This is a genomic window from Nonomuraea sp. NPDC003709, assembly GCF_040610775.1.
Classification (GTDB): Bacteria; Actinomycetota; Actinomycetes; order Streptosporangiales; family Streptosporangiaceae; genus Nonomuraea; species Nonomuraea angiospora_A.
Genome location: NZ_JBEXMW010000010.1, coordinates 423,537 through 449,012 on the forward strand (window position 1 = coordinate 423,537; position 25,476 = coordinate 449,012).

The 25,476-nt window shown below is 72.2% G+C and carries 1 protein-coding gene; it reads right to left on the reverse strand.

Going from position 1 to position 25,476, the window contains the following annotated elements:
- Positions 1-20: 20 nt before the first annotated feature.
- Positions 21-25,475 (reverse strand): SDR family NAD(P)-dependent oxidoreductase, encoded by a 25,455-nt coding sequence (locus ABZX61_RS30535; protein ID WP_355199601.1) that lies wholly within the window; start codon positions 25,473-25,475, stop codon positions 21-23.
- Position 25,476 lies beyond the last annotated feature (1 nt).

Genomic DNA, 25,476 nt, shown 5'->3' on the forward strand with positions numbered 1-25,476 from the left:
CTTCTGAGCCGCTGCAACTGTCAAGAGATCTCGAGCTCGTTGTCGATGAAGGCGAACATCTCGTCGTCGCTGGCGGACTCGAGCTGGTCCGCAACGTCCGACTCGCCCGTGCCGTTCAGGCCCGACAGGAGCTCTTTGAGGCGCGCGGTGAGCCTGGCGCGCACCGTGCTGTCCTCGGCGAGTGTGGTCAGTGAATCCTGGATCTGGTCCAGCTCCGCGAAGATCCGCAGGATGCCGGCCTCCTCGTTCTCCGCCCCGGCTTCGCCGAAGTACCCCATGAGGTGGTCGGTCAGGGCCACCGGGGTGGGGTAGTCGAAGACGAGGGTGGCGGGCAGCCGCAGGCCCGTGGCCCGGCCGAGCTGGTTGCGGAACTCGACCGCGGTCAGGGAGTCGAACCCGAGGTCCTGGAACGGGCGCTGCGGGTCGATGGCGGATCCGTCGGAGAACCCGAGGACGGCCGCCACCTGGCCGCGAACGGTGTCCGACAGCGCCGACCGCCGCTCGGCCGGCTCCATCGCGGACAGCCGCTCGGCGAGCCCGTCGGTGGTTCCCGCCCGCCGCATGGAGGTCCGCGCACTGGCGCGGGCCTGGACGAATCGGGCCGGGATGAGCAGTGACCGGCCGGACGTGACCGCGGTGTCGAACAGCTCCAGCCCGTCGGCCGCGGACAGCGGCGCCACGCCCATGCGCGCCAGGCGGCGCAGGTCGGCCTCGGTCAGCTCGCCGGACATACCGCCCTGCTCCCACAGCCCCCAGGCCAGGGACGTGCCCGCCAGCCCTTCGGCGGCCCGCAGCTGGGCCAGCGCGTCGAGGAACGCGTTCGCCGCGGCGTAGTTGCCCTGGCCCGCTCCTCCCAGCGCTCCCGACATCGAGGAGAACAGCACGAACGCCCGCAGGTCGAGCCCTCGTGTCAGCTCGTGCAGGTGCCAGGCGGCATCGGCCTTGGGCCGCAGGACCGTGTCAAGACGCTCGGACGTCAGGGACGTGATCACCCCGTCGTCCAGAACACCGGCCGTGTGCACGACACCGGTGAGCGAGTCCGCCACCCAGGCGACCGTCGCCGCCAGCGACTCACGGTCGGCCACGTCGCAGGCCGCCACCTCCACCTCCGCACCCAGCTCCGAGAGCTCGGCCACCAGCTCGGCCGCGCCCGGCGCTCCCAGGCCACGACGGCTGACCAGCACCAACCGCCTGACCTCGTGCTCGGTGACGAGGTGCCGGGCCACCAACGCACCCAGCCCGCCCGTGCCACCGGTGACCAGCACCGTGCCCCCCGGCCCGAACACCGGGCCCCGATCCTCCAGATCCGTGGCCCGGCCCAGCCGCGGCACCCACAGCTCGCCCGCCCGCACCGCGAGCTGCGACTCACCCGACGCCAGCGCCCGGCCGATCACGTCCTCGGACGTGTCACCGTCCAGGTCCAGCAGCACGAACCTGCCGGGCTGCTCGGCCTGCGCGGCCCGCACGAGGCCGCCGACCGCCGCCTGGGCGAGGTCCGGGCTCTCGCCGGCGGTGGTGGCGAGGGCGCCGCGCGTGAGGATGACGAGCCGGGACGACGCGAGGTGCTCCTCCGCCAGCCAGCTCTGCAGCAGTTCGAGGACGCCGTGCGTCGCCGCGTGATGGTCCTGCCCGGCGGAGGGGCCGGTCAGAACCGCCTCCGGGAGATCGGCCGGGTCGTGCAGCGAGACCAGAGTGGCCAGGTCCGGATAGGTGACGCGGCCGGTGCCGAGGTCGTCGGCACCGAGCAGCGCCCAGCGCGGCGTCTCGGACGCGGGCGCGTCGGGGAGCCGGGTCCACTCGATCTGGTGCAGGGTGCCCTGGTTCCCGCCGCCTTGCCGGCCGCCGGCCATCGGGCGCAGGGTGAGGGTCTCGACGGCGGCGACCGGCGCGCCGAGCTCGTCGGCGATGCTCAGCGTGATGGCAGCGCCGCCGACGTTGGCGATCTTGACGCGCAGGCTGGTCGCTCCCGCCGCGAGCAGGGACACGCCCGACCATGCGAACGGCAGGTACGGCCGCCCCGGCTCGGGCCGCGGCAGCAGACCACCCAGGGCGGTGGCGTGCAGCGCGGCGTCCAGCAGGGCGGGGTGCAACACGAACCGCCCGGCGTCCGCGTGCGCCTCCTCGGGCAGGACGATCTCGGCGAACACCTCGCCGCCCCGCTCCCAGGCGCTTGTCAGCCCCTGGAACGTCGGCCCGTAGTCCAGTCCGATCGCGAGCATGTCGTCGTAGAGGTCCTGGACCGGGACCGGCTCCGCGCCGGCGGGCGGCCACTGCCGCAGGTCGATGTCCGGCTCGGGCACGGTCGCGGTGAGCGTGGCCTGGGCGTGCTGGGTCCACTCGGTCGCGTCCTGCGTACGGGAGTGGATCGCCAGCGACCTGCGGCCCGGCTCCTCGGTGGCGGTGGACACCAGCTGGAGCTGGACGCCGCCGCCCTCGGGCAGAACCAGAGGGGTCTGCAGGGTGAGCTCCTGGAGGTGCGGGCAGCCGCTCTCGTCCCCGGCCCGGACGGCCAGCTCGACGAGCGCGGTGCCCGGCACGATGACGCTGCCGCCCACGACGTGGTCGGCCAGCCAGGGGTGCGTGGCGACCGACAGCCGCCCGCTGAAGATCACCGTCTCGCCGCCGGCCACCTCGGTCGCCGCGCTGAGCAGCGGGTGCTCGACGGCGCCCAGGCCCGCAGTGGTGACGTCGCCGGTGTCGGGGCCGGGCTGGAGCCAGTAGCGCTCGTGCTGGAAGGCGTACGTGGGCAGGTCCACCCGGGACGGGCGGGCCGGCGCGAAGAACGCTTCCCAGCCGACGGCGACGCCGTTCGCGTGCATCCGGCCCAGGGCCTCGACGAACGTACGGGTCTCGTCGCGGTCCTTGCGCGCGGCCGGTACGAAAGCGCCGTCCTCCAGGCTCTGCTGGGCCAGCGCGGTCAGAGTGGTGTCCGGACCGACCTCCACCCACACCTTCGCCCCGGCGGCACGAGCGGCAGCGACCCCGTCGGCGAACCGCACGGCCTGGCGCACGTGCTCCACCCAATAGGTCGGGGTGGTCAGCTGGCCCGGTTCGGCGATCTGGCCGGTGAGGTTGGAAACGATCGCGACCGTCGGCTCGTGGTAGGTCAGACCGGAGATGGCCTGCTCGAAGTCGGCGAGCATCGGCTCCATCAGCGGCGAGTGGAAGGCGTGGGAGACTCGCAACCTGCGTGTCCGAGCGCTGACCCGCCCCTCGATCTCCGCGATCATCTCGGCGTCGCCGGAGATCACCACGGCTGCGGGGCCGTTGACCGCCGCGATCCCGACCTGGCCCTCGAGCAGCGGCAGAACCTCTGCCTCGGGTGCGGCGATCGCGAGCATCGCGCCGCCGGTCGGGAGAGCCTGCATCAGCCGGGCCCTGGCCGCGACCAGCGCGCATGCGTCGGCCAGCGAGAAGACTCCGGCCACGTGTGCGGCGGCGATCTCGCCGATCGAGTGCCCGACCAGCACATCAGCGCGGACCCCGAAGGACTCCAGCAGCCGGTACAACGCCACCTCGAAGGCGAACAACGCCGGCTGAGTCATCCCCGTCTCGTTCAACACCCCATCGGGGTCGTCGAACATCACCTCGCGGATCGGCAGCAGTTGGTTGATCTCTTCCAGGGTCTCGGCGAAGACCGGGAACGCCTCGGCCAACTGTCGGCCCATCCCGACCCGCTGGCTGCCCTGACCGGCGAACAGCAGTGCCAGCTTGGCCCGCGAGCGCACCAGCCCCGTCTGGGTCCTCGGCTCGTCCGGGCTGCCGTCGGCCAGCGCCGCCAGTGCTTCGAGCAGTTCGGCGCGGTCCGCGCCGGTGATCACCGTGCGGTGCTCCAGCACCGACCGGCCCGCCGCCAGCGACCAGCCGACATCGGCCACGTCCAGCTCGGGCCGCGACTCGATCCAGGAGCGGAGCCGTCCGGCCTGCGCCGACAGCGCCTGCTCGCTGCGTCCCGACAGCACCCACGGAACCATGGGCAGCTCGCCGGCGGGCTCCGGCTCGGGCGCGACCGGGGACTCCTCCAGGACGACGTGGGCGTTCGTGCCGCTGATCCCGAAGGAGGAGATGCCGGCGCGGCGCGCGTGCCCGTTCCGCTGCCAGGGCTGCGCGTCGGTGAGCAGCCGCACCGCGCCGGCCGTCCAGTCCACGTGTGTGGACGGCTCGTCCGCGTGCAGGGTCTGCGGCAGCGTCTCGTTCCGCAGCGCCATCACCATCTTGATCACGCCCGCGACGCCCGCGGCGGCCTGGGAGTGGCCGATGTTCGACTTGATCGAGCCGAGCCACAGGGGCTGGTCCCGCTCCTGGCCGTAGGTCGCGATCAGCGCCTGGGCCTCGATCGGGTCGCCGAGCACCGTGCCCGTGCCGTGCGCCTCGACCGCGTCCACGTCCGCGGCCGACAGTCCGGCGTTGGCCAGGGCCTGGCGGATCACCCGCTGCTGGGAGGGGCCGTTCGGGGCGGTCAGGCCGTTGCTGGCACCGTCCTGGTTGACCGCGGATCCGCGGACGACCGCCAGCACCTGGTGGCCGTTGCGGCGCGCGTCCGACAGCCGCTCCACCAGCAGCATGCCCGCGCCCTCCGACAGCCCGACGCCGCCCTCGGCCTCGCCGAACGCCCTGCACCGGCCGTCCACGGAGAGGTTGCGCTGCCGGGCGAACTCGATGAACGTCCACGGCGTGGCCATCACGGTCACGCCGCCTGCCAGCGCCAGGTCGCAGTCCCCCGACCGCAGCGCCTGAACCGCCAGGTGCAGCGCGACCAGGGACGACGAGCACGCGGTGTCCACGGTCATCGCGGGGCCCTCGAAGCCGAAGGTGTACGACACCCGGCCGGAGGCGACGCTGCCCGAGTTGCCGGTGCCGATCAGGCCTTCCAGCTCTTCTGGCACCGAGGACAGCTGGGACGCGTAGTCGTGGTACATCACACCGGCGAACACACCCGTCCGGCTGCCCCGCAGCCCATGGGGATCGATTCCGGCGCGTTCGAGCGCTTCCCATGAGGTTTCGAGCAGCAGCCGCTGCTGCGGGTCCATGGCCAGCGCCTCACGCGGCGAGATCCCGAAGAAGCCGGGGTCGAACTCGGCGGCGTCGTACAGGAAGCCGCCGTGCCGGGCGTACGAGGTGCCCCGGTTGCCGGGGTCCGGGTCGTAGAGCCTGTCCAGATCCCAGCCTCGGTCCGCCGGGAACTCGCCCACGGCGTCCCCGGCCTGCGCCACCAGCCGCCACAGATCCTCGGGCGAGGCGACCCCGCCGGGGTAGCGGCAGGCCATGCCGACGATCGCGATGGGCTCGTCGTCGGCCGCCGACGTCCGTGCCGTGACCGCGACCTCACGCGTACCCAGCAGCTCGCCGGACAGGAACCTGACGAGCGCCGCCTGGGTGGGATAGTCGAAGACCAGCGTCGCCGGCAGCCGGATGCCCGTGACCTCGCTGAGCCGGTTGCGGAACTCCACCGCCATCAGCGAGTCGAAGCCCAGCTCCTGGAACGACATGCCCTCGTCGAGGGCCGACCGGTCGGCGAAGCCGAGCACCACGGCCAGCTGATCGCGTACCAGATCTTCCAGCACGGACTGCTGTCCGGCCGGCGGCATGCTCGCCAGCTGCTGCTTCAGCGTGGCGGCGGCCTCCGACGCGGCCGTCACCACGCGCCTGGCGGGACCGGACACGAGCCCGCGCAGCAGCGGGGGCAGCATGTCCGCGTGGGCTCCGAGGACCTTGAGGTTCAGCTGGGCGGGGACCAGCGTGGCCCGGTCGGTGCCCAGCGCGGCGTCGAGCAGGGCCAGCCCGTCCTCGGCCGACAACGGGTCGACGCCGGAGCGTGCGAGCCGCCGCAGGGCGGCGTCGTCGAGCTCCGCGAGCCCGCCTTCCCTCCACAGGCCCCAGGCCAGCGAGATCGCGGGCAGCCCCTGTGCTCTGCGGTGCTCCGCCAGGGCGTCCAGGTACGCGTTCGCCGCCGCGTAGTTGCCCTGGCCCGCGCCTCCCATCACGCCTGCCAGGGAAGAGAACAGGACGAACGCGGACAGGTTCAGATCGCGGGTGAGCTCGTGCAGGTGCCAGGCGGCGTCGGCCTTGGGTCGCATGACCGTGTCGAGCCGTTCGGACGTCAGGGACGTGATCACCCCGTCGTCCAGGACGCCGGCCGCGTGCACGACGCCGGTCAGCGAGTCCGCCACCGAGGTCACCAACGCCGCCAAGGCCTCACGGTCGGCCACGTCGCAGGCGGCGACGCTCACCTCCGCGCCCAGCGCGGACAGCTCGGCCACCAGGTCCGCGGCCCCCGGAGCATCCGGCCCGCGCCTGCTGACCAGCACCAGACGCCCCACCTGGTACACCGTGACCAGGTGCCGGGCCACCAACGCGCCCAGACCGCTCGTACCGCCGGTGACCAGCACCGTCGACTCCGGCCCGAACACCGGCGCCCGGCCTTCCGGCACCGCCGCCCGCGCCAGGCGCGGGACCCGCGCCTCACCGGCCCGCACGGCCACCTGGGCCTCGTCGCCGGCCAGTGCCTGGCCGATCACGTCCTCGGGCGTGTCGTCGTCCAGGTCGAGCAGGACGAACCGGCCCGGCTGCTCGGCCTGCGCGACCCGTACCAGGCCCCAGATCGCCGCCTGTGCCGGATCCGGCACGTCCGCCGGACCTGCCGCCACCGCGCCACGCGTGACGACGGCCAGCCGCGACGACGTGAACCGCTCGTCCGCCAGCCACTCCTGCAGCAGGTCCAGCGTCTCGTGCACACCGGCCGGAGCCGCCACCGGCACGCATTCCGGAACCGTCCCGACCTCGGCGAGCCCTGCCAGGATCTCTTGCGGGTCGCCCGTCGCGCTCAACTCCACCGGCACCCAGTCGACCTGGAACAGCTTGTTCCTGCTCCTGGCCGCCGGGGTGGTCTCCAGCTGGCCGGTGGACACCGGACGCACCGCGAGCGAGGCGACCGTGGCCACGGGCAGGCCGCCCGTGTCCGTCAATGTCACGGAAACCGCGCCCTGTGCCCGCAAGGAGATCCGTACGCGGAGCTTCGTGGCGCCGGAGGCGTGCAGCGCCACGCCGCTCCAGGCGAACGGCAGGGACGGGCGGCCGGGCTCCGCGTCCGGCGCGAACCCGCCGAGTGCGGTGGCGTGCAGCGCCACGTCGAACAGCGCCGGGTGCAGCCCGAACCGGGCCGCGTCGCGCGCCATCTCCTCCGGCAACGCCAGCTCGGCGAAGACCTCGTCGCCCTTGCGCCATGCGGCCCGGAGCCCGCGGAAGGCGGGGCCGTAGCCGAGGCCCATGGCGGCGAACTGGTCGTACAGGCCGTCCAGCGCCACCGCCTCTGCCCGTTCCGGCGGCCAGACGCTCTCGGGCTCCGGCGCCGTCACGCCGGCTCGCGTCAGCGTTCCGGCGGCGTGCTGGGTCCAGGGCTCGTCCTGCGCGCCGTGGAGGCGGGAGTAGATCCCCAGCCGCCGGCGGCCGTCCTCGTCCGGGGCGCTGACGGCGACCTGGAGCTGGACCGCGCCGCGCTCGGGCACGACGAGCGGCGCCTGCAGGGTGAGCTCTTCGAGCAGGTCGCAGCCGGCCTCGTCGCCGGCCCTGATGGCCAGCTCCACGAAGCCCGTGCCGGGGAGGAACACCTGCCCGTTGACGGCGTGGTCGGCCAGCCACGGGTGGGTGGCGATCGACACGCGGCCGGTGAGGACCACCGCTCCGCCGTCGGCGAGGCCCGTGACCGCGCCGAGCAGCGGGTGTCCCGTGGCCCTGAGGCCGAGGCTCTCCGCGTCGCCGGCACCGGCCGACTCCAGCAGCCAGAAGCGCTGGTGCTGGAAGGCGTAGGTGGGCAGTTCGACCTGGTTCGGCCGGGCGGGCTCGTACACACCGGCCCAGTCGATCTCCGCGCCGCGTACCCACAGCTCGGCGGCGCTCGTCCACAGCCTGCGCAGGCCACCGTCGTCGCGGCGCAGCGTACCCACCACGACCGCCTCGGCGCCGGCCTCCTCGACCGCCTCGCGCATCCCGATCTGCACCACCGGATGCGCGCTGACCTCCACGAAGAACCGGAAGCCCGAACCCGCCAGCTCACTCACCGCCGGGGCGAACCACACCGTCTGCCGCAGGTTCTCGTACCAGTACGCGGCGTCCACCTCGGTCCCGGTCAGCCAGCACTGCCGGACGGTCGAGTACCACGGAACCTCGCTCGTTTGCGGCGTTACCGGGGCCAGCAGCCTCGCCAGCTCGTCCTCGATCGCCTCGACATGCGCCGAATGCGAGGCGTAGTCCACCTCGATCCGCCGCGCCCGCACTCCCTGGGCCTCATAACCGTCAATCAATTCCTCAATGGCGTCCGCGTCTCCTGACACCACTGTCGAAGAAGGTCCGTTCACGGCCGCGATGGAGATCCGGTCGTCTGCGGTCACTTCTGCAGCCGGTAGCGGGATCGATGCCATGCCGCCCTGTCCCGCCAGCGCCACGATGGCCTGGCTCCGCAGCGCGACCACCCGGGCGCCGTCCTGAAGCGACAGCGCGCCCGCCACGACTGCGGCGGCGATCTCCCCTTGGGAGTGACCGACCACGGCGGCCGGTGTCACCCCGAGCGAGCGCCACACCTCGGCCAGGGACACCATCACGGCCCACAGGACCGGCTGCACCACATCGACCCGGTCCAGTCCCTCCCCGCTGCGCAGCACCTCTGTGAGGGACCAGTCCACGAACTCCGACAGCGCCGCCTCGCACTCCGCCATCCGCGCCGCGAACACCGGCGAGTCGTCCAGCAGTTCGACGCCCATGCCGAGCCACTGCGACCCCTGACCGGGGAAGACGAAGGCCGTCTTGCCACCCGGCCCGGCCACGCCCCGCACCGCGCCCTCGTCCAGCCTTTCCAGCCGGGCCAGCAGTTCCTCCTGGTCGGCGCCGATCACCACCGCGCGGTGGTCGAACGCCGAGCGGCCGAGCAACGACCAGCCGACATCTGCCGGTCGGATCCCGGTCACCGCATCGGCCAACCGGCCCGCCTGGGCCCGCAACGCCTCCGCGCTACGGCCCGACAGCACCCACGGCACCACCGGCGGCTCGTCAACGGGCTCCGGCTCCACCGGGGCCTCGATCGGCGGCTCCTCCAGCACCACGTGCGCGTTCGTGCCGCTGACGCCGAAGGAGGAGACCGCTGCCCGGCGCGGGCGGTCCTGCCGGTTCCACGGCTGCCGCTCGTTCAGCAGTTCCAGCGCGCCCGCCGACCAGTCCACGTGCGGGCTGGGCTCGTCCGCGTGCAAGGTCCTGGGAAGCACGCCGTTGCGCATCGCCATGACCATCTTGATGACGCCCGCCGCGCCGGCGGCGGCCTGCGTGTGGCCGATGTTCGACTTGATCGACCCCAGCCACACCGGCTGGCCCCGGTCCTGGCCATAGGTGGCGAGCAGCGCCTGGGCCTCGATCGGGTCACCCAGCGGGGTCCCCGTGCCGTGCGCCTCGACCACGTCCACATCTGTGGCCGACAGCCCGGCGTTGGCCAGGGCCTGGCGGATCACCCGCTGCTGGGACGGGCCGTTCGGGGCGGTCAGGCCGTTGCTGGCGCCGTCCTGGTTGACCGCCGTACCGCGAATGACCGCCAGCACCTGGTGGCCGTCGCGCTGCGCGTCCGACAGGCGCTCCACCAGCAGCACCCCGATGCCTTCGCTCCAGCCGGCGCCGTCCGCCTCGGCCGAGAACGCCTTGCAGCGGCCGTCGGTGGACAGGCCGCGCTGCCGGCAGAACTCGATGAACGTGCCCGGCGTCGCCATCACGGTCACGCCGCCGGCGAGGGCCAGGTCGCACTCGCCGGACCGCAGCGCCTGCACCGCCAGGTGCAGCGCCACCAGCGACGACGAGCAGGCCGTGTCCACGGTCACCGCGGGGCCCTCGAAGCCGAAGGTGTACGACACCCGGCCGGAGGCGACACTGCCCGAGTTGCCGGTGCCGATCAGCCCTTCCAGCTCCTCCGGCACCGAAGTGAGCTGAGAGGCGTAGTCGTGGTACATGACGCCGGAGAACACGCCGGTCCTGCTGCCGCGCAGCCCGTGCGGGTCCATTCCGGCCCGCTCCAGGGCCTCCCACGAGGTTTCGAGGAGCAGCCGCTGCTGCGGGTCCATCGCCAGCGCCTCACGCGGCGAGATCCCGAAGAACCCGGGGTCGAACTCCCCCGCGTCGTACAAGAACCCGCCGTGGCGTACGTAGGAGGTGCCCCTGGTGTCGGGGTCGGGATCGTACAGTTTGTCCAGGTCCCAGCCGCGGTCGGTGGGGAACTCCCCGATCGCGTCCGTACCGGAGAGTACGAGCTCCCACAGCCCTTCGGGAGACACCACGCCACCGGGATACCGGCAGGCCATCCCCACGATCGCGATCGGCTCGTCGTCGATCACCGTCCGGGCCACGGCGACGGACGCCGCGGACGCGACACCCGTCAGCTCCGAGTCCAGGTAATCGGCGACCGCGGCGGCGGTCGGGTAGTCGAAGACCAGCGTGGCGGGCAGGCGCAGCCCGGAAACGGCGTTCAGCCGGTTACGCAGCTCCACCGCGGTCAGCGAGTCGAAGCCCAGCTCCTGGAAGGCGCGATCGGGCTGCACCGCGTCCCCTGAGGCGTGGCCCAGCACGGTCGCCACTTCCTGGCGCACCAGCTCCAGCAGCACCTGCCGGCGCTCCGCCGGCTCCAGACCGGCCAGCCGCCGCCCCAGCGCCGACGCGTCCGAGCGCGCCACCCGCCGGGCCGAGCCGCGTACCAGCCCGCGCAGCAGCGCCGGAAGGCCGTCACCCCGCGAACGCAGTGCCTGCGCGTCGACCCGCAACGGCACCAGCACCGCCGCCTCCGCGGCCACGCCCGCGTCGAACGACGCCAGGCCCTCGTCCACCGACAGCGCCGGCAGACCCTGACGCCGCATCCGCTCCAGGTCGGCCTCGCTCAGCCAGGCGCTCAGCCCGGTCTCGGCGTCCCAGAGCCCGTACGCCAAGGACGTCGCCGGCAGCCCCAGCGAGCGACGGTGCACCGCCAGCGCGTCCAGGAACACGTTGGCCGACGCGTACGCCGCCTGCCCGGCCGCCAGCACCAACCCGCCGGCCGACGAGAACAGCACGAACGCCGACAGGTCCAGATCCCGGGTCAGTTCGTGCAGGTGCCAGGCTCCGTCGGCCTTCGCCCCCAGCACCCCGTCGATCCGCTCGGCCGACAGCGAACCCACCAGCCCGTTGTCGGCCACGCCCGCCGCGTGCACCACGCCGACCAGCGGATGCTGCTGAGGGACGGAGGCGATCGCCTCGGCCAGCGCGTCCCGGTCGGCGACATCGCAGGCCGCCACCGACACCTCGGCCCCGAGCTCGCCCAGCTCGGCCACCAGATCGGCCGCGCCCGCGGCCGCCGGCCCGCTGCGGCTGGCCAGAAGCAGGTGCCGCACTCCGTGGGTGACCACCAGGTGCCGGGCGACCAGCGCGCCGAGCCCGCCGGTGCCACCGGTCACCAGCACCGTGCCGTCCGGCCCGAACGCCGGTGACCCGCCTTCCGCGCTCGCGGCCCGCGCGAGCCGCGGCACCCACACCTCGCCCTCGCGGACAGCGGCCTCGGGCTCCCCGGAAGCGACCACCGCGCCCAGAGCGCGCCAGGACTCCTCGCTGCCGTCCACGTCCACCAGGACGAACCGGCCCGGGTTCTCGGCCTCGGCCGCCCGCACCAGCCCCCATACCGGGGCCACGCCGACGTCCACAGGCTCGTCGGGCCGCACCGCCGCCGCGCCACGCGTGACGATGACCAGCCGCGACGACGCGAACCGCTCGTCCGCCAGCCACTCCCGCACCGATTCCAGGACGGGACGGATGACCTGCCGTACGGCGGTGGGGATGTCCGTCGCGGGGTCGGTGGCCGGGCACTCCAGGAACGCCCACTCCGGCACCGCGTCCCCCAGAGCCGCCAGGTCCGGGTACTCGCCCACTTCGACGGGCGCCGCCGGAACCTCGGCCGGCTTCGTCCAGGTCACCTGGTAGAGGGGGTTCTGACCCGTTTGCAGCTGGCCGGTGGACAGCGGCCGGACGGTGAGCGCGTCGATGTCGGCCACCGGCGCGCCGGTGCCGTCCGCGATGGTCAGCGAGACGGAGGTGCTCCCGGCGGCGGTGTTCTTGGTGGCCTTCACGCGCAGGCCGGTCGCTCCGGTCGCGTGCAGCGACACTCCCGACCAGGCGAAGGGCAGGAACGGCTGACCCGGCTCGGGCGTCGGCAGCAGATCGCCCAAAGCGCTGGCGTGCAGCGCGGCGTCCAGCAGGGCCGGATGCATCCCGAACCGCGCCGCCTCGGCGTGCGCCTGGTCCGGCAGCGTGATCTCGGCGAACACCTCGCCCGGCCGGGTCCACGCGCTCGTCAGGCCCTGGAAGAGCGGGCCGTACTCCAGGCCGATCCCCGCCAGGTTCTCGTACAGGTCCTCGACATCGACCGGCGCCGCGTCCGCCGGCGGCCACTGCGCCACGTCGAAGCCCGGCTCCGCGGCCGTGGCCGCCAGCACGCCCTCGGCGTGCCGGACCCACTCGTCCCCGTCACCGGACCGGGAATGAATGCTCACCGACCGCTGACCGGACTCCTCCACCGCGCCGACCACCACCTGCAGCTGCACGCCGCCCTCGGCGGACACCACCAGCGGGGCCTGCAGGGTCAGCTCCTGCAGGCACGAGCAGCCCACCTCGTCACCGACGCGAACCGCCAGCTCCACCAGGCCCGCGCCGGGAAGCAGGACCATGCCGTTGACCAGGTGATCGGCCAGCCAGGGCTGCGTGGCCAGCGACAGCCGGCCGCTGAAGACCACCGATTCGCCGCCGGCCACCTCGGTCACCGCGCTCAGCAACGGATGATCGACGGCGCCCAGCCCTGCGGCGTCCACATCGCCGGTGCCCTGTGCGGCGGGCACCCAGTACCGCTCCCGCTGGAAGGCGTAGGTGGGCAGGTCCGCCCGCTGCGCCCCCACGGGGGCGAAGAACGCCTCCCAATCGACGGTCAGACCACAGGCGTGCATCCGTCCCAGGGCTTCGACCAGGGTACGGACCTCGTCGCGGTCCTTGCGGGTGGCGGGGATGAACACGCCGTCGGCGATGCTCTGCTGGGCCAGCCCGGTCAGCACCCCGTCCGGGCCGATCTCCAGGAAGTGGCTCGCTCCTGAAGCCGTCACCCCGTCGGCGAACCGCACAGCCTGCCGCACGTGCTCCACCCAATAGCTCGGGCTGGTCAGCTGACCCGGCTCGGCCAACTGGCCGGTGAGGTTGGAAACGATCGCGACCGTCGGCTCGTGGTAGGTCAGACCGGAGATGGCCTGCTCGAAGTCGGCGAGCATCGGCTCCATCAGCGGGGAGTGGAAGGCGTGGGAGACCCGCAACCTGCGTGTCCGAGCGCTCACCCGCTCCTCGATCTCAGCGATCTTTCGGGCGTCTCCGGAGATCACCACCGCAGCCGGACCGTTGACCGCCGCGATCCCGACCTGGCCCTCCAGCAGGGGCAGAACCTCCGCCTCGGGTGCGGCGATCGCGAGCATCGCACCGCCGGTCGGCAGGGCCTGCATCAACCGGGCCCGGGCCGCCACCAGCGCGCACGCATCGGCCAGCGAGAACACTCCGGCCACGTGCGCGGCGGCGATCTCCCCGATCGAATGCCCGACCAGCACATCAGCGCGGATCCCGAAGGACTCCAGCAGCCGATACAACGCCACCTCGAAGGCGAACAACGCCGGCTGGGTCATGCCCGTCTCGTTCAACACCCCGTCGGGGTCGTTGAACATGACCTCACGGATCGGCAGGAGCTGGTTGATCTCCTCCAGCGTCTCGGCGAAGACCGGGAACGCCTCAGCGAGCTGTCGGCCCATGCCGACCCGCTGGCTTCCTTGGCCGGCGAACAGCAGCGCCAGCCGGCCACCAGAGCCACTCTCGGAAACCCCATCCGAGGCCAGCGCCCGCAGCCCGGCCAGCAGCTCGTCACGGTCAGCGCCCACCACGACCGCACGCTGCTCCAGCACCGCCCGGTTCAACGCCAGCGCCGCCCCCGTACCGGCGATCGAGGTCTCCTCCGAGACCCACGACTCCAGACGCCGGACCTGGGCCTGCAGCGCTTCGGTGGTCCTGGCCGAGATCAGCCACGGCACCATGGGGAGAACCGCGTCATCACTCGCGACCTCGGCGTCAACCTGCTCGATGATCACGTGAGCGTTCGTGCCGCTGATCCCGAACGAGGAGACCGCCGCCCGCCGCGGCCGGTCCTGCCGCTCCCACGGGCGGGCCTCGGTCAGCAGCTCAACAGCCCCGGCCGACCAGTCCACGTGCGGCGACGGCTCGTCCACGTGCAAGGTCTGAGGCATGAGGCCATGGCGCATGGCCATCACCATCTTGATGACCCCGGCGACACCGGCCGCGGCCTGCGTGTGACCGAAGTTCGACTTCAGCGAACCCAGCCACAACGGCCTGTCCCGCTCCTGGCCATAGGTCGCGAGGAGCGCCTGGGCCTCGATCGGGTCGCCGAGCTTGGTGCCCGTGCCGTGCGCCTCGACCACGTCCACATCCCCGGTAGACAACCCGGCGTTCGCCAGCGCCTGCCGGATCACCCGCTGCTGCGAAGGACCGTTCGGGGCCGTGATCCCGTTGCTCGCACCGTCCTGGTTGATCGCCGAACCCTTGAGGACCGCCAGCACCTGGTGCCCGTTGCGGCGCGCGTCCGACAGCCGCTCCACCAGCAGCACGCCGGCGCCCTCGCCCCAACCGGTACCGTCCGCCGCGGCGGCGAAGGACTTGCACCGGCCGTCCGTGGCCAGGCCGCGCTGGCGGGAGAACTCGATGAACGTGCCCGGCGTCGACATCACCGTCACACCACCGGCCAGCGCCAGATCGCACTCACCGGACCGCAGCGCCTGCGCCGCCAGGTGCAGCGCGACCAGGGACGACGAGCACGCCGTGTCCACGGTCACCGCCGGGCCCTCGAACCCGAACGTGTACGACACCCGCCCGGACACCAGGCTGCCGCCGCTGGTCGACGCCGGAGTGCCCAGCCCGTAGTCGTGATACATCACACCGGCGAACACACCGGTCCGGCTGCCGCGCAGCGCGACGGGACTGACGCCGGCGCGCTCAAGCGCCTCCCACGAGGTCTCCAGCAGCAGCCGCTGCTGCGGATCCATGGTCAACGCCTCACGCGGCGAGATCCCGAAGAACCCGGGGTCGAACTCGGCGGCCTCGTACAAGAACCCGCCGTGGCGTACGTAGGAGGTGCCCTTGCTCTCCGGGTCGGGGTCGTACACCCTGCCGAGGTCCCAGCCGCGGTCGGTGGGGAACTCCCCGATCGCATCCGTGCCGGAGGAGACGAGCTCCCACAGCCCTTCCGGAGACACCACGCCACCCGGATAGCGGCAGGCCATCCCCACGATCGCGATCGGCTCGTCGTCGATCACCGTCCGGGCCACGGCGACGGACGCCGCAGATGCGGCTCCCGTCAGCTCCGAGTCCAGGTAATCGGCGACCGCGGCGGCGGTCGGGTAGTCGAAGATCAGCGTGGCCGGCAGGCGCAGCCCGGTGACCGTGGTGAGCCGGTTGCGGAACTCGACCGCGGTGAGGGAGTCGAAGCCGAGATCCTGGAACGTCCGATCGGGCTGTACCGCGTCGGCCGAGGCGTGGCCCAGGACGGTCGCCACCTCCTGGCGCACCAGGTTCGACAGTGCCGAGTGGCGTTCGGCCGGCTCCATGGCGGCCAGCCGGTCGGCGAGCCCGTTGACCGCGGCGGCCCGCCGCGGCTGGGTGCGAGCGCTCCTGGCCTGCGCGAACCGCGCCGCGACCAGCACCGGCCGATCGGAGCACAGCGCGGCGTCGAAGAGCGTCAGCCCTTCTGCCTCCAACAGCGGCTTCAGCCCCACGCGCTCCATGCGGCGCAGGTCGGCCTCGGTCAGCTCTTCGGTCATGCCGCCCGTGTTCCACAGGCCCCAGGCCAGCGAGATCGCGGGCAGCCCCTGTGCTTTTCGGTGTTCCGCCAGGGCGTCCAGGTACGCGTTCGCCGCCGCGTAGTTCCCCTGGCCAGGGCCACCCAGCACCCCGGCGATCGAGGAGAACAGGACGAACGCCGACAGGTCGAGATCCCGGGTCAGCTCGTGCAGGTGCCAGGCGGCGTCGGCCTTGGGCCGCATGACGGTGTCGAGCCGCTCGGACGTCAGGGAAGTGATCACGCCGTCGTCCAGGACGCCGGCCGCGTGCACGACACCGGCCAGGGGACGCTGCATGGAGGCGATCAGCTCGGCAACGGCGTCACGGTCGCTCACGTCGCAGGCGGCCACACTCACCTCGGCGCCCAGCGCGGACAGCTCCGCCACCAGTTCTGCGACCCCCGGAGCGTCCGCGCCCCGCCTGCTGACCAGCACCAGATGCCCCACCTGGTACGCCGTGACCAGATGCCGGGCCACCAGCGCACCCAGACCGCTCGTACCACCGGTGACCAGCACCGTCGACTCCGGCTCGAACACCGGCCTCAGGCCCTCGGGCACCGCCGCCCGGGCCAGGCGCGGCGCCCACACCTCACCGGCCCGCACCGCCACCTGGGCCTCACCACAGGCCAGCGCCCGGCCGATCATGTCCTCAGGTGTGTCGTCGTCCAGGTCGAGCAGGACGAACCGGCCCGGCTGCTCGCCTTGCGCGGCCCGTACCAGGCCCCACACCGCCGCCTGTGCCGGCTCCGGCACATCCGCCGGACTCGCCGCCACCGCGCCACGCGTGACGACGACCAGCCGCGACGACGTGAACCGTTCGTCGGCCAGCCACTGCTGCAGCAGGCCCAGCACCTCATGTACTGCTCCCCGTCCGGCCGGGGCCGCCACCAGCACGCACTCCGGAACCGTCGCGGTTTCGGCGAGTCCCTCAAGCAATGCCCACGTGGGTACCTGCGCCGCGGGATCGGCCGGAATTGTGCTCCACTCGAGGTGGTGCAGCGACTCGAGGCTGTTCCTCTTGGCCGTGGCGAGCTGGTCAGCCGAGATCGGGCGTACGGCGAGCGACTCCACGGACAGGACCGGAGCCCCGGTGGGATCGGCGATGGTCAGAGCGATGGCGTTGTCGCGCAAGGGGGAGATCCGCACCCGTACGCTGGTCGCGCCGGCCGCGTGCAGATCCACTCCGGCCCAGGAGAACGGGAGGACCGTCGGCCCGTCCCCGGCGACCAGCTGCGCGTGCAGCGTGGCGTCCAGCAGAGCCGGGTGGATCCCGAAGCGTCCCGCGTCGGCGAATGCCTGCTCCGGCAGCGCGACCTCGGCGAATATCTCTTCGCCGCGCCGCCAGGCCGCCTGCAGCCCCTGGAAGACCGGCCCGTATTCGTAACCGCGGTCCAGCAGCATGTCGTAGGCGTCCGCCACATCGATCCCGACGGCATCGGACGGCGGCCACTGCTCCAACCTGGACGCCGACACCGACACCGGCGGAGCCGTGGTCAGCGCGCCTTCGGCATGCCCCGTCCACGCGCCCGCGGCGTCGGTCTCGACACGGGAGTGGATCGAGACCGGCCTCGTCCCGGACTCGTCGCTCGCGCCCACCACGACCTGCAGCTGACAACTGGCATCCGCAGGCAGCAGCAAAGGTGCCTGAAGAGTGAGCTCCTGCAGGCGCGAGCAGCCCACTTCGTTCCCGGCGTGCAGCGCCAGCTCCAGGAACGCCGTGCCGGGAAGCAGGATCGTGTCGTTGACCATGTGATCGGCCAGCCAGGGCTGCGTGTCCACCGACAACCGGCCGCTGAAGACCACGGACTCTCCGGCGGCCACTTCGGTCATGGCGCCCAGCAGCGGATGGTCCACGTCCGCCAGCCCGACGGAACTCATCTCACGGGCCTCGACCTGCGCGTTGACCCAGTACCGCTCCCGCTGGAAGGCATAGGTGGGCAGATCGACGTGCCTGGCCGGGGCCAGTACCGCCGTCCAGTCCACGGCAATGCCGTGGGTGTGCAACCGACCAAGCGCCTCCATCAGCGCGCGGACCTCATCCCGGTCCTTCCGCGTGGCGGGGATGAACACCCCGTCGGAGATACTCTGCTGAGCCAGCCCGGTCAGCACCCCGTCCGGGCCGACCTCCAGGAAGCAACCGGCCTCCGCAGCCGTCACCCCGTCGGCGAACCGCACGGCCTGGCGCACGTGCTCCACCCAATAGCTCGGGCTGGTCAGCTGGCCCGGCTCGGCCAACTGGCCGGTGAGGTTGGAAACGATCGCGAGAGTGGGTTCGTGGTAGGTCAGACCCGTGATGGCCTGCTCGAAGTCGGCGAGCATCGGCTCCATCAGCGGCGAGTGGAAAGCGTGCGAGACCCGCAACCTGCGCGTCCGAACACTGACCCGCTCCTCGATCTCAGCGATCTTTCGGGCGTCTCCGGAGATCACCACGGCTGCGGGGCCGTTGACCGCCGCGATCCCGACCTGGCCCTCCAGCAGCGGCAGAACCTCCGCCTCGGGTGCGGCGATCGCGAGCATCGCGCCGCCGGTCGGGAGAGCCTGCATCAACCGGGCCCGGGCCGCCACCAGCGCGCACGCATCGGCCAGCGAGAACACTCCGGCCACGTGCGCGGCGGCGATCTCCCCGATCGAATGCCCGACCAGCACATCCGCCCGCACTCCGAAGGACTCCAGCAGCCGGTACAACGCCACCTCGAAGGCGAACAACGCCGGCTGGGTCATCCCCGTCTCGTTCAACACCCCATCCGGGTCGTTGAACATCACCTCACGGATCGGCAGGAACTGGTTGATCTCCTCCAGCGTCTCGGCGAACACCGGGAACGCCTCAGCGAGCTGACGGCCCATCCCGACCCGCTGGCTCCCCTGACCGGCGAACAACAACGCCAGCCTGCCCCCAGCCGCCACCTCCGGGGAGCCCTCGGCCAGCGCCCGCAACCCGGCCAGCAGCTCGTCACGGTCAGCGCCCACCACGACCGCACGCTGATCCAACACGGCCCGCCCCGTGGCCAACGACCACGCGGCATCGGCCGTCTTCAGCTCCGGCCGCTCCTCCAGCCACGACGCCAGTCGAGACGCCTGAGCCTGAAGCGCCTGCGGGTCCTTGGCCGACACCAGCCACGGCACCACCGGCGGCTCGTCCACAGGCTCCGGCTGCTCCTCCACAACCGGCCCCTGCTCGATGATCACATGCGCATTGGTGCCGCTGATCCCGAACGAGGAGACCGCAGCACGACGGGCATGCCCGTTCTGCTCCCACGGCTGCGCGTCGGTCAGCAGCTCAACGGCACCGGCCGACCAGTCCACGTGCGGCGACGGCTCGTCCACGTGCAAGGTCCGGGGCATGAAGCCGTTCTGCATCGCCATGACCATCTTGATCACGCCGCCCACACCAGAGGCGGCCTGCGTGTGACCGAAGTTGGACTTCAGCGACCCCAGCCACAACGGCCGGTCCCGCTCCTGGCCATACGTCGCGAGCAAAGCCTGAGCCTCGATCGGGTCACCCAGCGTCGTACCGGTCCCGTGCGCCTCGACCACGTCCACATCGGCGGCCGACAACCCGGCGTTCGCCAGCGCCTGCCGGATCACCCGCTGCTGAGAAGGACCATTCGGGGCCGTGATCCCGTTGCTCGCACCGTCCTGGTTGATCGCCGAACCCTTGAGGACCGCCAGCACCTGATGCCCATTGCGCTGCGCATCCGACAGCCGCTCCACCAGGAGCACACCGACACCCTCACCCCAGCCCGTACCATCCGCCGAGGCCGAGAAAGCCTTGCACCGCCCATCCGCCGCCAGTCCCCGCTGCCGCGAAAACTCGATGAACATCCCCGGCGTCGACATCACCGTCACACCACCGGCCAGCGCCAGATCACACTCACCGGACCGCAACGCCTGAGCAGCCCAATGCAACGCCACCAACGACGACGAACAGGCGGTGTCCACGGTCACCGCCGGGCCCTCCAACCCCAACGTGTAGGAGACCCGGCCCGACACCAAACTCCCGCCACTGGTGTTCGCCGGAGTGCCCAGACCGTAGTCGTGGTACATGACCCCGGCGAACACACCCGTCCGACTCCCCCGCAACCCGTGAGGATCGATCCCCGCCCGCTCAACCGCCTCCCACGACGTTTCGAGCAGCAACCGCTGCTGCGGATCCATCGCCAACGCCTCACGCGGCGAAATCCCGAAAAATCCCGAATCGAACTCCGCCGCGTCATACAAGAACCCGCCATGCCGCGCATACGACGTCCCACGGCTGTCCGGATCCGGGTCATACAGCTTCTCGAGGTCCCAGCCGCGATCGGCGGGGAACTCCCCAACCGCATCTCGACCCGAGAACACCAACTCCCACAAGCCCTCCGGCGAAACCACACCCCCCGGATACCGGCACGCCATCCCCACAATCGCGATCGGCTCGTCCGTCGCCATCGGGGTGGCCACCACGGCCTCCGACGACCGCCCACCGGCCAGCTCACCCGCCAGATACCCGGCCACCGCCTCAGCCGTCGGGAAGTCGAACACCAACGTCGCCGGCAACCGCAGCCCGGTCGCGGCGATCAGCTGGTTACGGAACTCCACCGCGGTCAGCGAGTCGAAGCCCAGCTCCTGGAAGGCGCGATCCGGCTGGACCGCGTCCATCGAAGCGTGTCCGAGCACCTTGGCGACCTGCTGCCGAACCAGCTCCAGCAGCGCCCGGTCCCGCTGGTCGGCCTCCATCCCTGCCAGCCGCCGTGCCAGCCCCGTTCCCGCCGCACGCGCCACCTGCCGCGCGGGACCGCGTACGAGCCCGCGCAACAGTGCCGGAAGCCCTTCACCGCGGTTCCGCAGGGCCGTCGCGTCCACCCGCAACGGCACCAGCACCGCCGTGTCGCCGGCCGACCCGGCGTCGAACAGCGCCAGCCCCTCCTCCACCGACAGCGCCGGCAGGCCCTGGCGCCGCATGCGCTCGAAGTCGGCCTCGCCCAGCGCGCCGCCCATGCCCGCGTCGGTATCCCACAGGCCGAAGGCCAGCGACGTCGCCACCAACCCCATCGACCGCCGGTACGACGCCAGGGCGTCGAGGAACACGTTCGCGGCCGCGTAATTGGCCTGCCCCGCCGCCAGCACCAGGCCACCGGCCGACGAGAACAGCACGAACGCCGACAGGTCCAGACCCGCCGTCAGATCATGCAGATGCCACGCCGCTGCCGCCTTGGCCCCCAGCACCCGCGCGAGCCGCTCCACCGACAGCGACCCCACCAGGCCGTTGTCACTCACCCCGGCCGCGTGCACCACCCCGGTCAACGAGTCCGCCACCGAAGCGACAACGCGGGCCAGCGCCTCCCGGTCGGCCACGTCGCAGGCCTCGACCGCGACCTCGGCTCCCAGCTCGGCCAGCTCCGCCACGAGGTCAGCGGCGCCGGGCGCCTCCAGGCCACGCCGGCTCACCAGCACCAGCCTGCGCACTCCATGCGCCGTCACCAGGTGCCGGGCCACCAGGGCACCCAGCCCGCCCGTGCCACCGGTCACCAGCACCGTGCCGTCCGGGCCGAACACCGGCTCGCCGGCCGACGCCTGCGCCTTCACCAGCCGGGGAACCCGCACCTGCCCGTCACGAACAGCCGCCTCCGGCTCCCCCGAAGCGACCACCGAACCCAGGGCACGCCACGACTCCGCGCTGCCGTCCACGTCCACCAGCACGAACCGGCCCGGATTCTCCGCCTCGGCCGCCCGTACCAGGCCCCACACCGGGGCCGTACCGACGTCCAGGCCCTCGGCGGCCTGCACGGCCACCGCACCACGCGTCACCACGACCAGCCGCGACGACGTGAACCGCTCGTCGGCCAGCCACTCCTGGATCACGACCAGGGCCTCGGCGGTGATCTCGTGGACGGCGTCGAGGACCTCACCCTCCGGCGCGGACACCACGTACGTCACGGCCTCGGGCACGGCGGCATCCTCGGCGACGGCCGTCAGCTCGGGCAGCTCCTCGGCCCCGGCGGGGGCGAGCGAGAGCGGTGTCCAGTCCACGCGGAACAGCGCGTCGGCGTGGTCGCCGCGAGCGGCGGTGAGCTGACCGGCCGAGACAGGGCGCACGGCCAGCGACTCGACCGACAGCACCGGCGCGCCGTCGGCGTCGGCGATGGTCAGGGCGATGGAGGTGTCCCGGATGCGGGAGATCCGCACCCGGACGCTGCTCGCGCCGGCCGCGTGCAGCCGCGCTCCGCCCCAGGAGAACGGCAGGACGGTCTGCCCGTCCCCGGCGATCAGCTGCGCGTGCATGGCGGCGTCCAGCAGGGCGGGGTGCAGTCCCGACCTGGCCGCGTCGGCGTGCGCCTGCTCGGGCAGCGCGACCTCGGCGAAGACGTCGCGGTCTCGGGACCAGGCCGCCTGCAGGCCCTGGAAGACGGGCCCGTACTCGTATCCCATGTCCAGGAGGAGGTCGTAGGCGTCGGACACGTCGATCACGGCGGCGCCGGACGGCGGCCACTGCTCCAGCCCTTCCACGTGCGTGGACGCGGCATCGGCCAGCGTGCCGTCGGCGTGCAGCACCCAGGGGGCGTCGCCGTCGGCGCGGGAGTGGATCGAGACCGGCCTCACCCCGGCGTCGTCACCGCTGCCGACCAGCACCTGCAGCTGGCGCCCGCCGTCGGCGGGCAGCAGCAGCGGCGCCTGCAGGGTGAGCTCCTGTACGACCGGGCAACCGACCTCGTCCCCGGCCTGCAGCGCCAGCTCCAGGAACGCGGTGCCGGGCAGGAGAATCGTGCCGTTGACGGCGTGGTCGGCCAGCCACGGCTGCGCGGCCACGGAGAGCCGGCCGCTGAGGATCACGGACTCGCCGCCGGCGATCTCGGTCACCGCGCTCAGCAGCGGATGATCGACTGCCGCGAGCCCGGCCCCGGCCATGTCCCCGGCGTCGGCCCGCGCCGACATCCAGTACCGCTGGTGCTGGAAGGCGTAGGTGGGCAGATCGACCTGCCTGGCCGGTGCCAGTACCGCGGTCCAGTCCACGGCGATGTTGTGGGTGTGCAGCCGGCCGAGCGCCTCGATCAGAGAGCGGACCTCATCGCGGTCCTTGCGGCTGGCAGGGATGAACACGCCGTCGGAGATGCTCTGCTGGGCCAGCCCGGTCAGCACCCCGTCCGGGCCGACCTCCAGGAAGTGGCTCGCTCCTGAAGCCGTCACCCCGTCGGCGAACCGCACAGCCTGCCGCACGTGCTCAACCCAGTAACCAGGGGTGGTCAGCTGCCCCGGCTCAACAAGCCGGCCGGTCACGTTGGAAACGATCGCAAGAGTGGGCTCGTGGTAGGTCAACCCGGAGATGGCCTCCTCGAAGGAAGCCAGCATCGGCTCCATCAACGGCGAGTGGAAAGCGTGCGAGACCCGCAACCTGCGCGTCCGAACACTCACCCGCCCCTCGATCTCCGCGATCACCTCGGCGTCGCCGGAGACCACCACCGCAGCCGGACCGTTGACCGCCGCGATCCCCACCCGGTCCCCCAGCAGCGGCAGAACCTCCGCCTCGGGCGCGGCGATCGCCAGCATCGCACCGCCCGTCGGCAGAGCCTGCATCAACCGGGCCCGGGCCGCCACCAGCGCACACGCATCCGCCAGCGAGAACACCCCCGCCACGTGCGCGGCGGCGATCTCCCCGATCGAATGCCCGACCAACACACCCGCCCGGACCCCGAAGGACTCCAGCAGCCGATACAGCGCAACCTCGAAGGCGAACAACGCCGGCTGCGTCATCCCCGTCTCGTTCAACACCCCATCCGGGTCGTCGAACATCACCTCACGGACCGGCAGGAACTGGTTGATCTCCTCCAGGGTCTCGGCGAACACCGGGAACGCCTCAGCCAGCTGCCGACCCATCCCGACCCGCTGGCTCCCCTGCCCGGCGAACAGCAACGCCAGCTTTCCGCCAGAACCACTCCCGGAAACCCCATCCGAGGCCAGCGCCCGCAACCCGGCCAGTAACTCGTCACGGTCCGCCCCGACCACGACCGCACGCTGCTCCAGCACGGTACGACCGGTCGCCAGCGTCCACGCGACCCCGGCGGCGTCCGGCTCCGGGCGTTCCTCCACCCATGACGCGAGCCGCTCGGCCTGCCCCGCCAGCGCCTCGGGCGTCTTCGCCGAGATCAGCCACGGCACCACCGGCAGCCCCGTGTCGTTGCCGGCGACCGCGTCGGTCTCCTCACCCTGCTCGATGATCACATGCGCGTTGGTGCCGCTCACCCCGAACGACGAGACGGCGGCACGACGCGGATGATCCTGAACGTCCCACGACCGGGCCTCGGTCAGCAGCTCAACAGCACCCGCCGACCAGTCCACGTGCGGCGACGGCCGGTCCACGTGCAACGTCTGCGGCAGAACCCCGTTCCGCATCGCCATGACCATCTTGATCACGCCACCCACCCCGGCCGCAGCCTGGGAGTGACCGATGTTCGACTTCAGCGACCCCAGCCACAGCGGCCGTTCCCGCTCCTGGCCATACGTCGCGATCAACGCCTGAGCCTCGATCGGGTCACCCAGGCTGGTCCCGGTCCCGTGCGCCTCCACCACGTCCACGTCTCCGGCCGCGAGCCCGGCGTTGGCCAGGGCCTGCCGGATCACCCGCTGCTGGGAGGGACCGTTCGGCGCGGTCAGACCGTTACTGGCACCGTCCTGGTTGATCGCCGAACCCTTGACGACCGCCAGCACCCGGTGGCCATTACGCCGCGCGTCCGACAGCCGCTCCACCAGCAGCATGCCGACACCCTCGGCCCAGCCGGTGCCGTCCGCCGAAGCCGAGAACGCCTTGCACCGCCCATCAGGGGACAACCCGCGCTGCCGCGAGAACTCCACGAACGTGCCCGGCGTCGCCATCACCGTGACACCGCCGGCCAGCGCCAGGTCGCACTCCCCCGACCGCAGCGCCTGCACCGCCAGGTGCAGCGCCACCAGCGACGACGAGCACGCCGTGTCCACGGTCACCGCCGGGCCCTCGAACCCGAACGTGTACGACACCCGGCCCGAGGCGATGCTGCCCGAGTTACCGGTCCCGACCAGGCCCTCCAACTCCTGGGGCACGGAGGACACCTGAGGGGCGTAGTCGTGGTACATCACCCCGGCGAACACGCCGGTACGGCTGCCACGCAGCCCGGCCGGATCGACACCCGCCCGCTCGATCGCCTCCCACGACGCCTCCAGCAGCAACCGCTGCTGCGGATCCATCGCCAACGCCTCACGCGGCGAGATCCCGAAGAACCCGGGGTCGAACTCCCCCGCGCTGTACAGGAAACCGCCGTGCCGCGAGTAGGACGTCCCACGGCTGTCGGGGTCCGGGTCGTACAGCTTGTCGAGGTCCCAGCCGCGATCAGCGGGGAACTCCCCGATCGCGTCCCCGCCCGTGGCCACCAGGTCCCACAGGTCCTCCGGTGACAGGACCTCGCCCGGGTAGCGGCAGGCCATTCCGACGATCGCGATCGGCTCGCGCGCCGCCTCGGCGAGAGAACGGTTCTGCGCACGCAGCCGTTCCGTCTCTTTCAATGAGGAACGCAGGGCCTCGATGAGCTTGGTGTCGTTCGCAGCCATT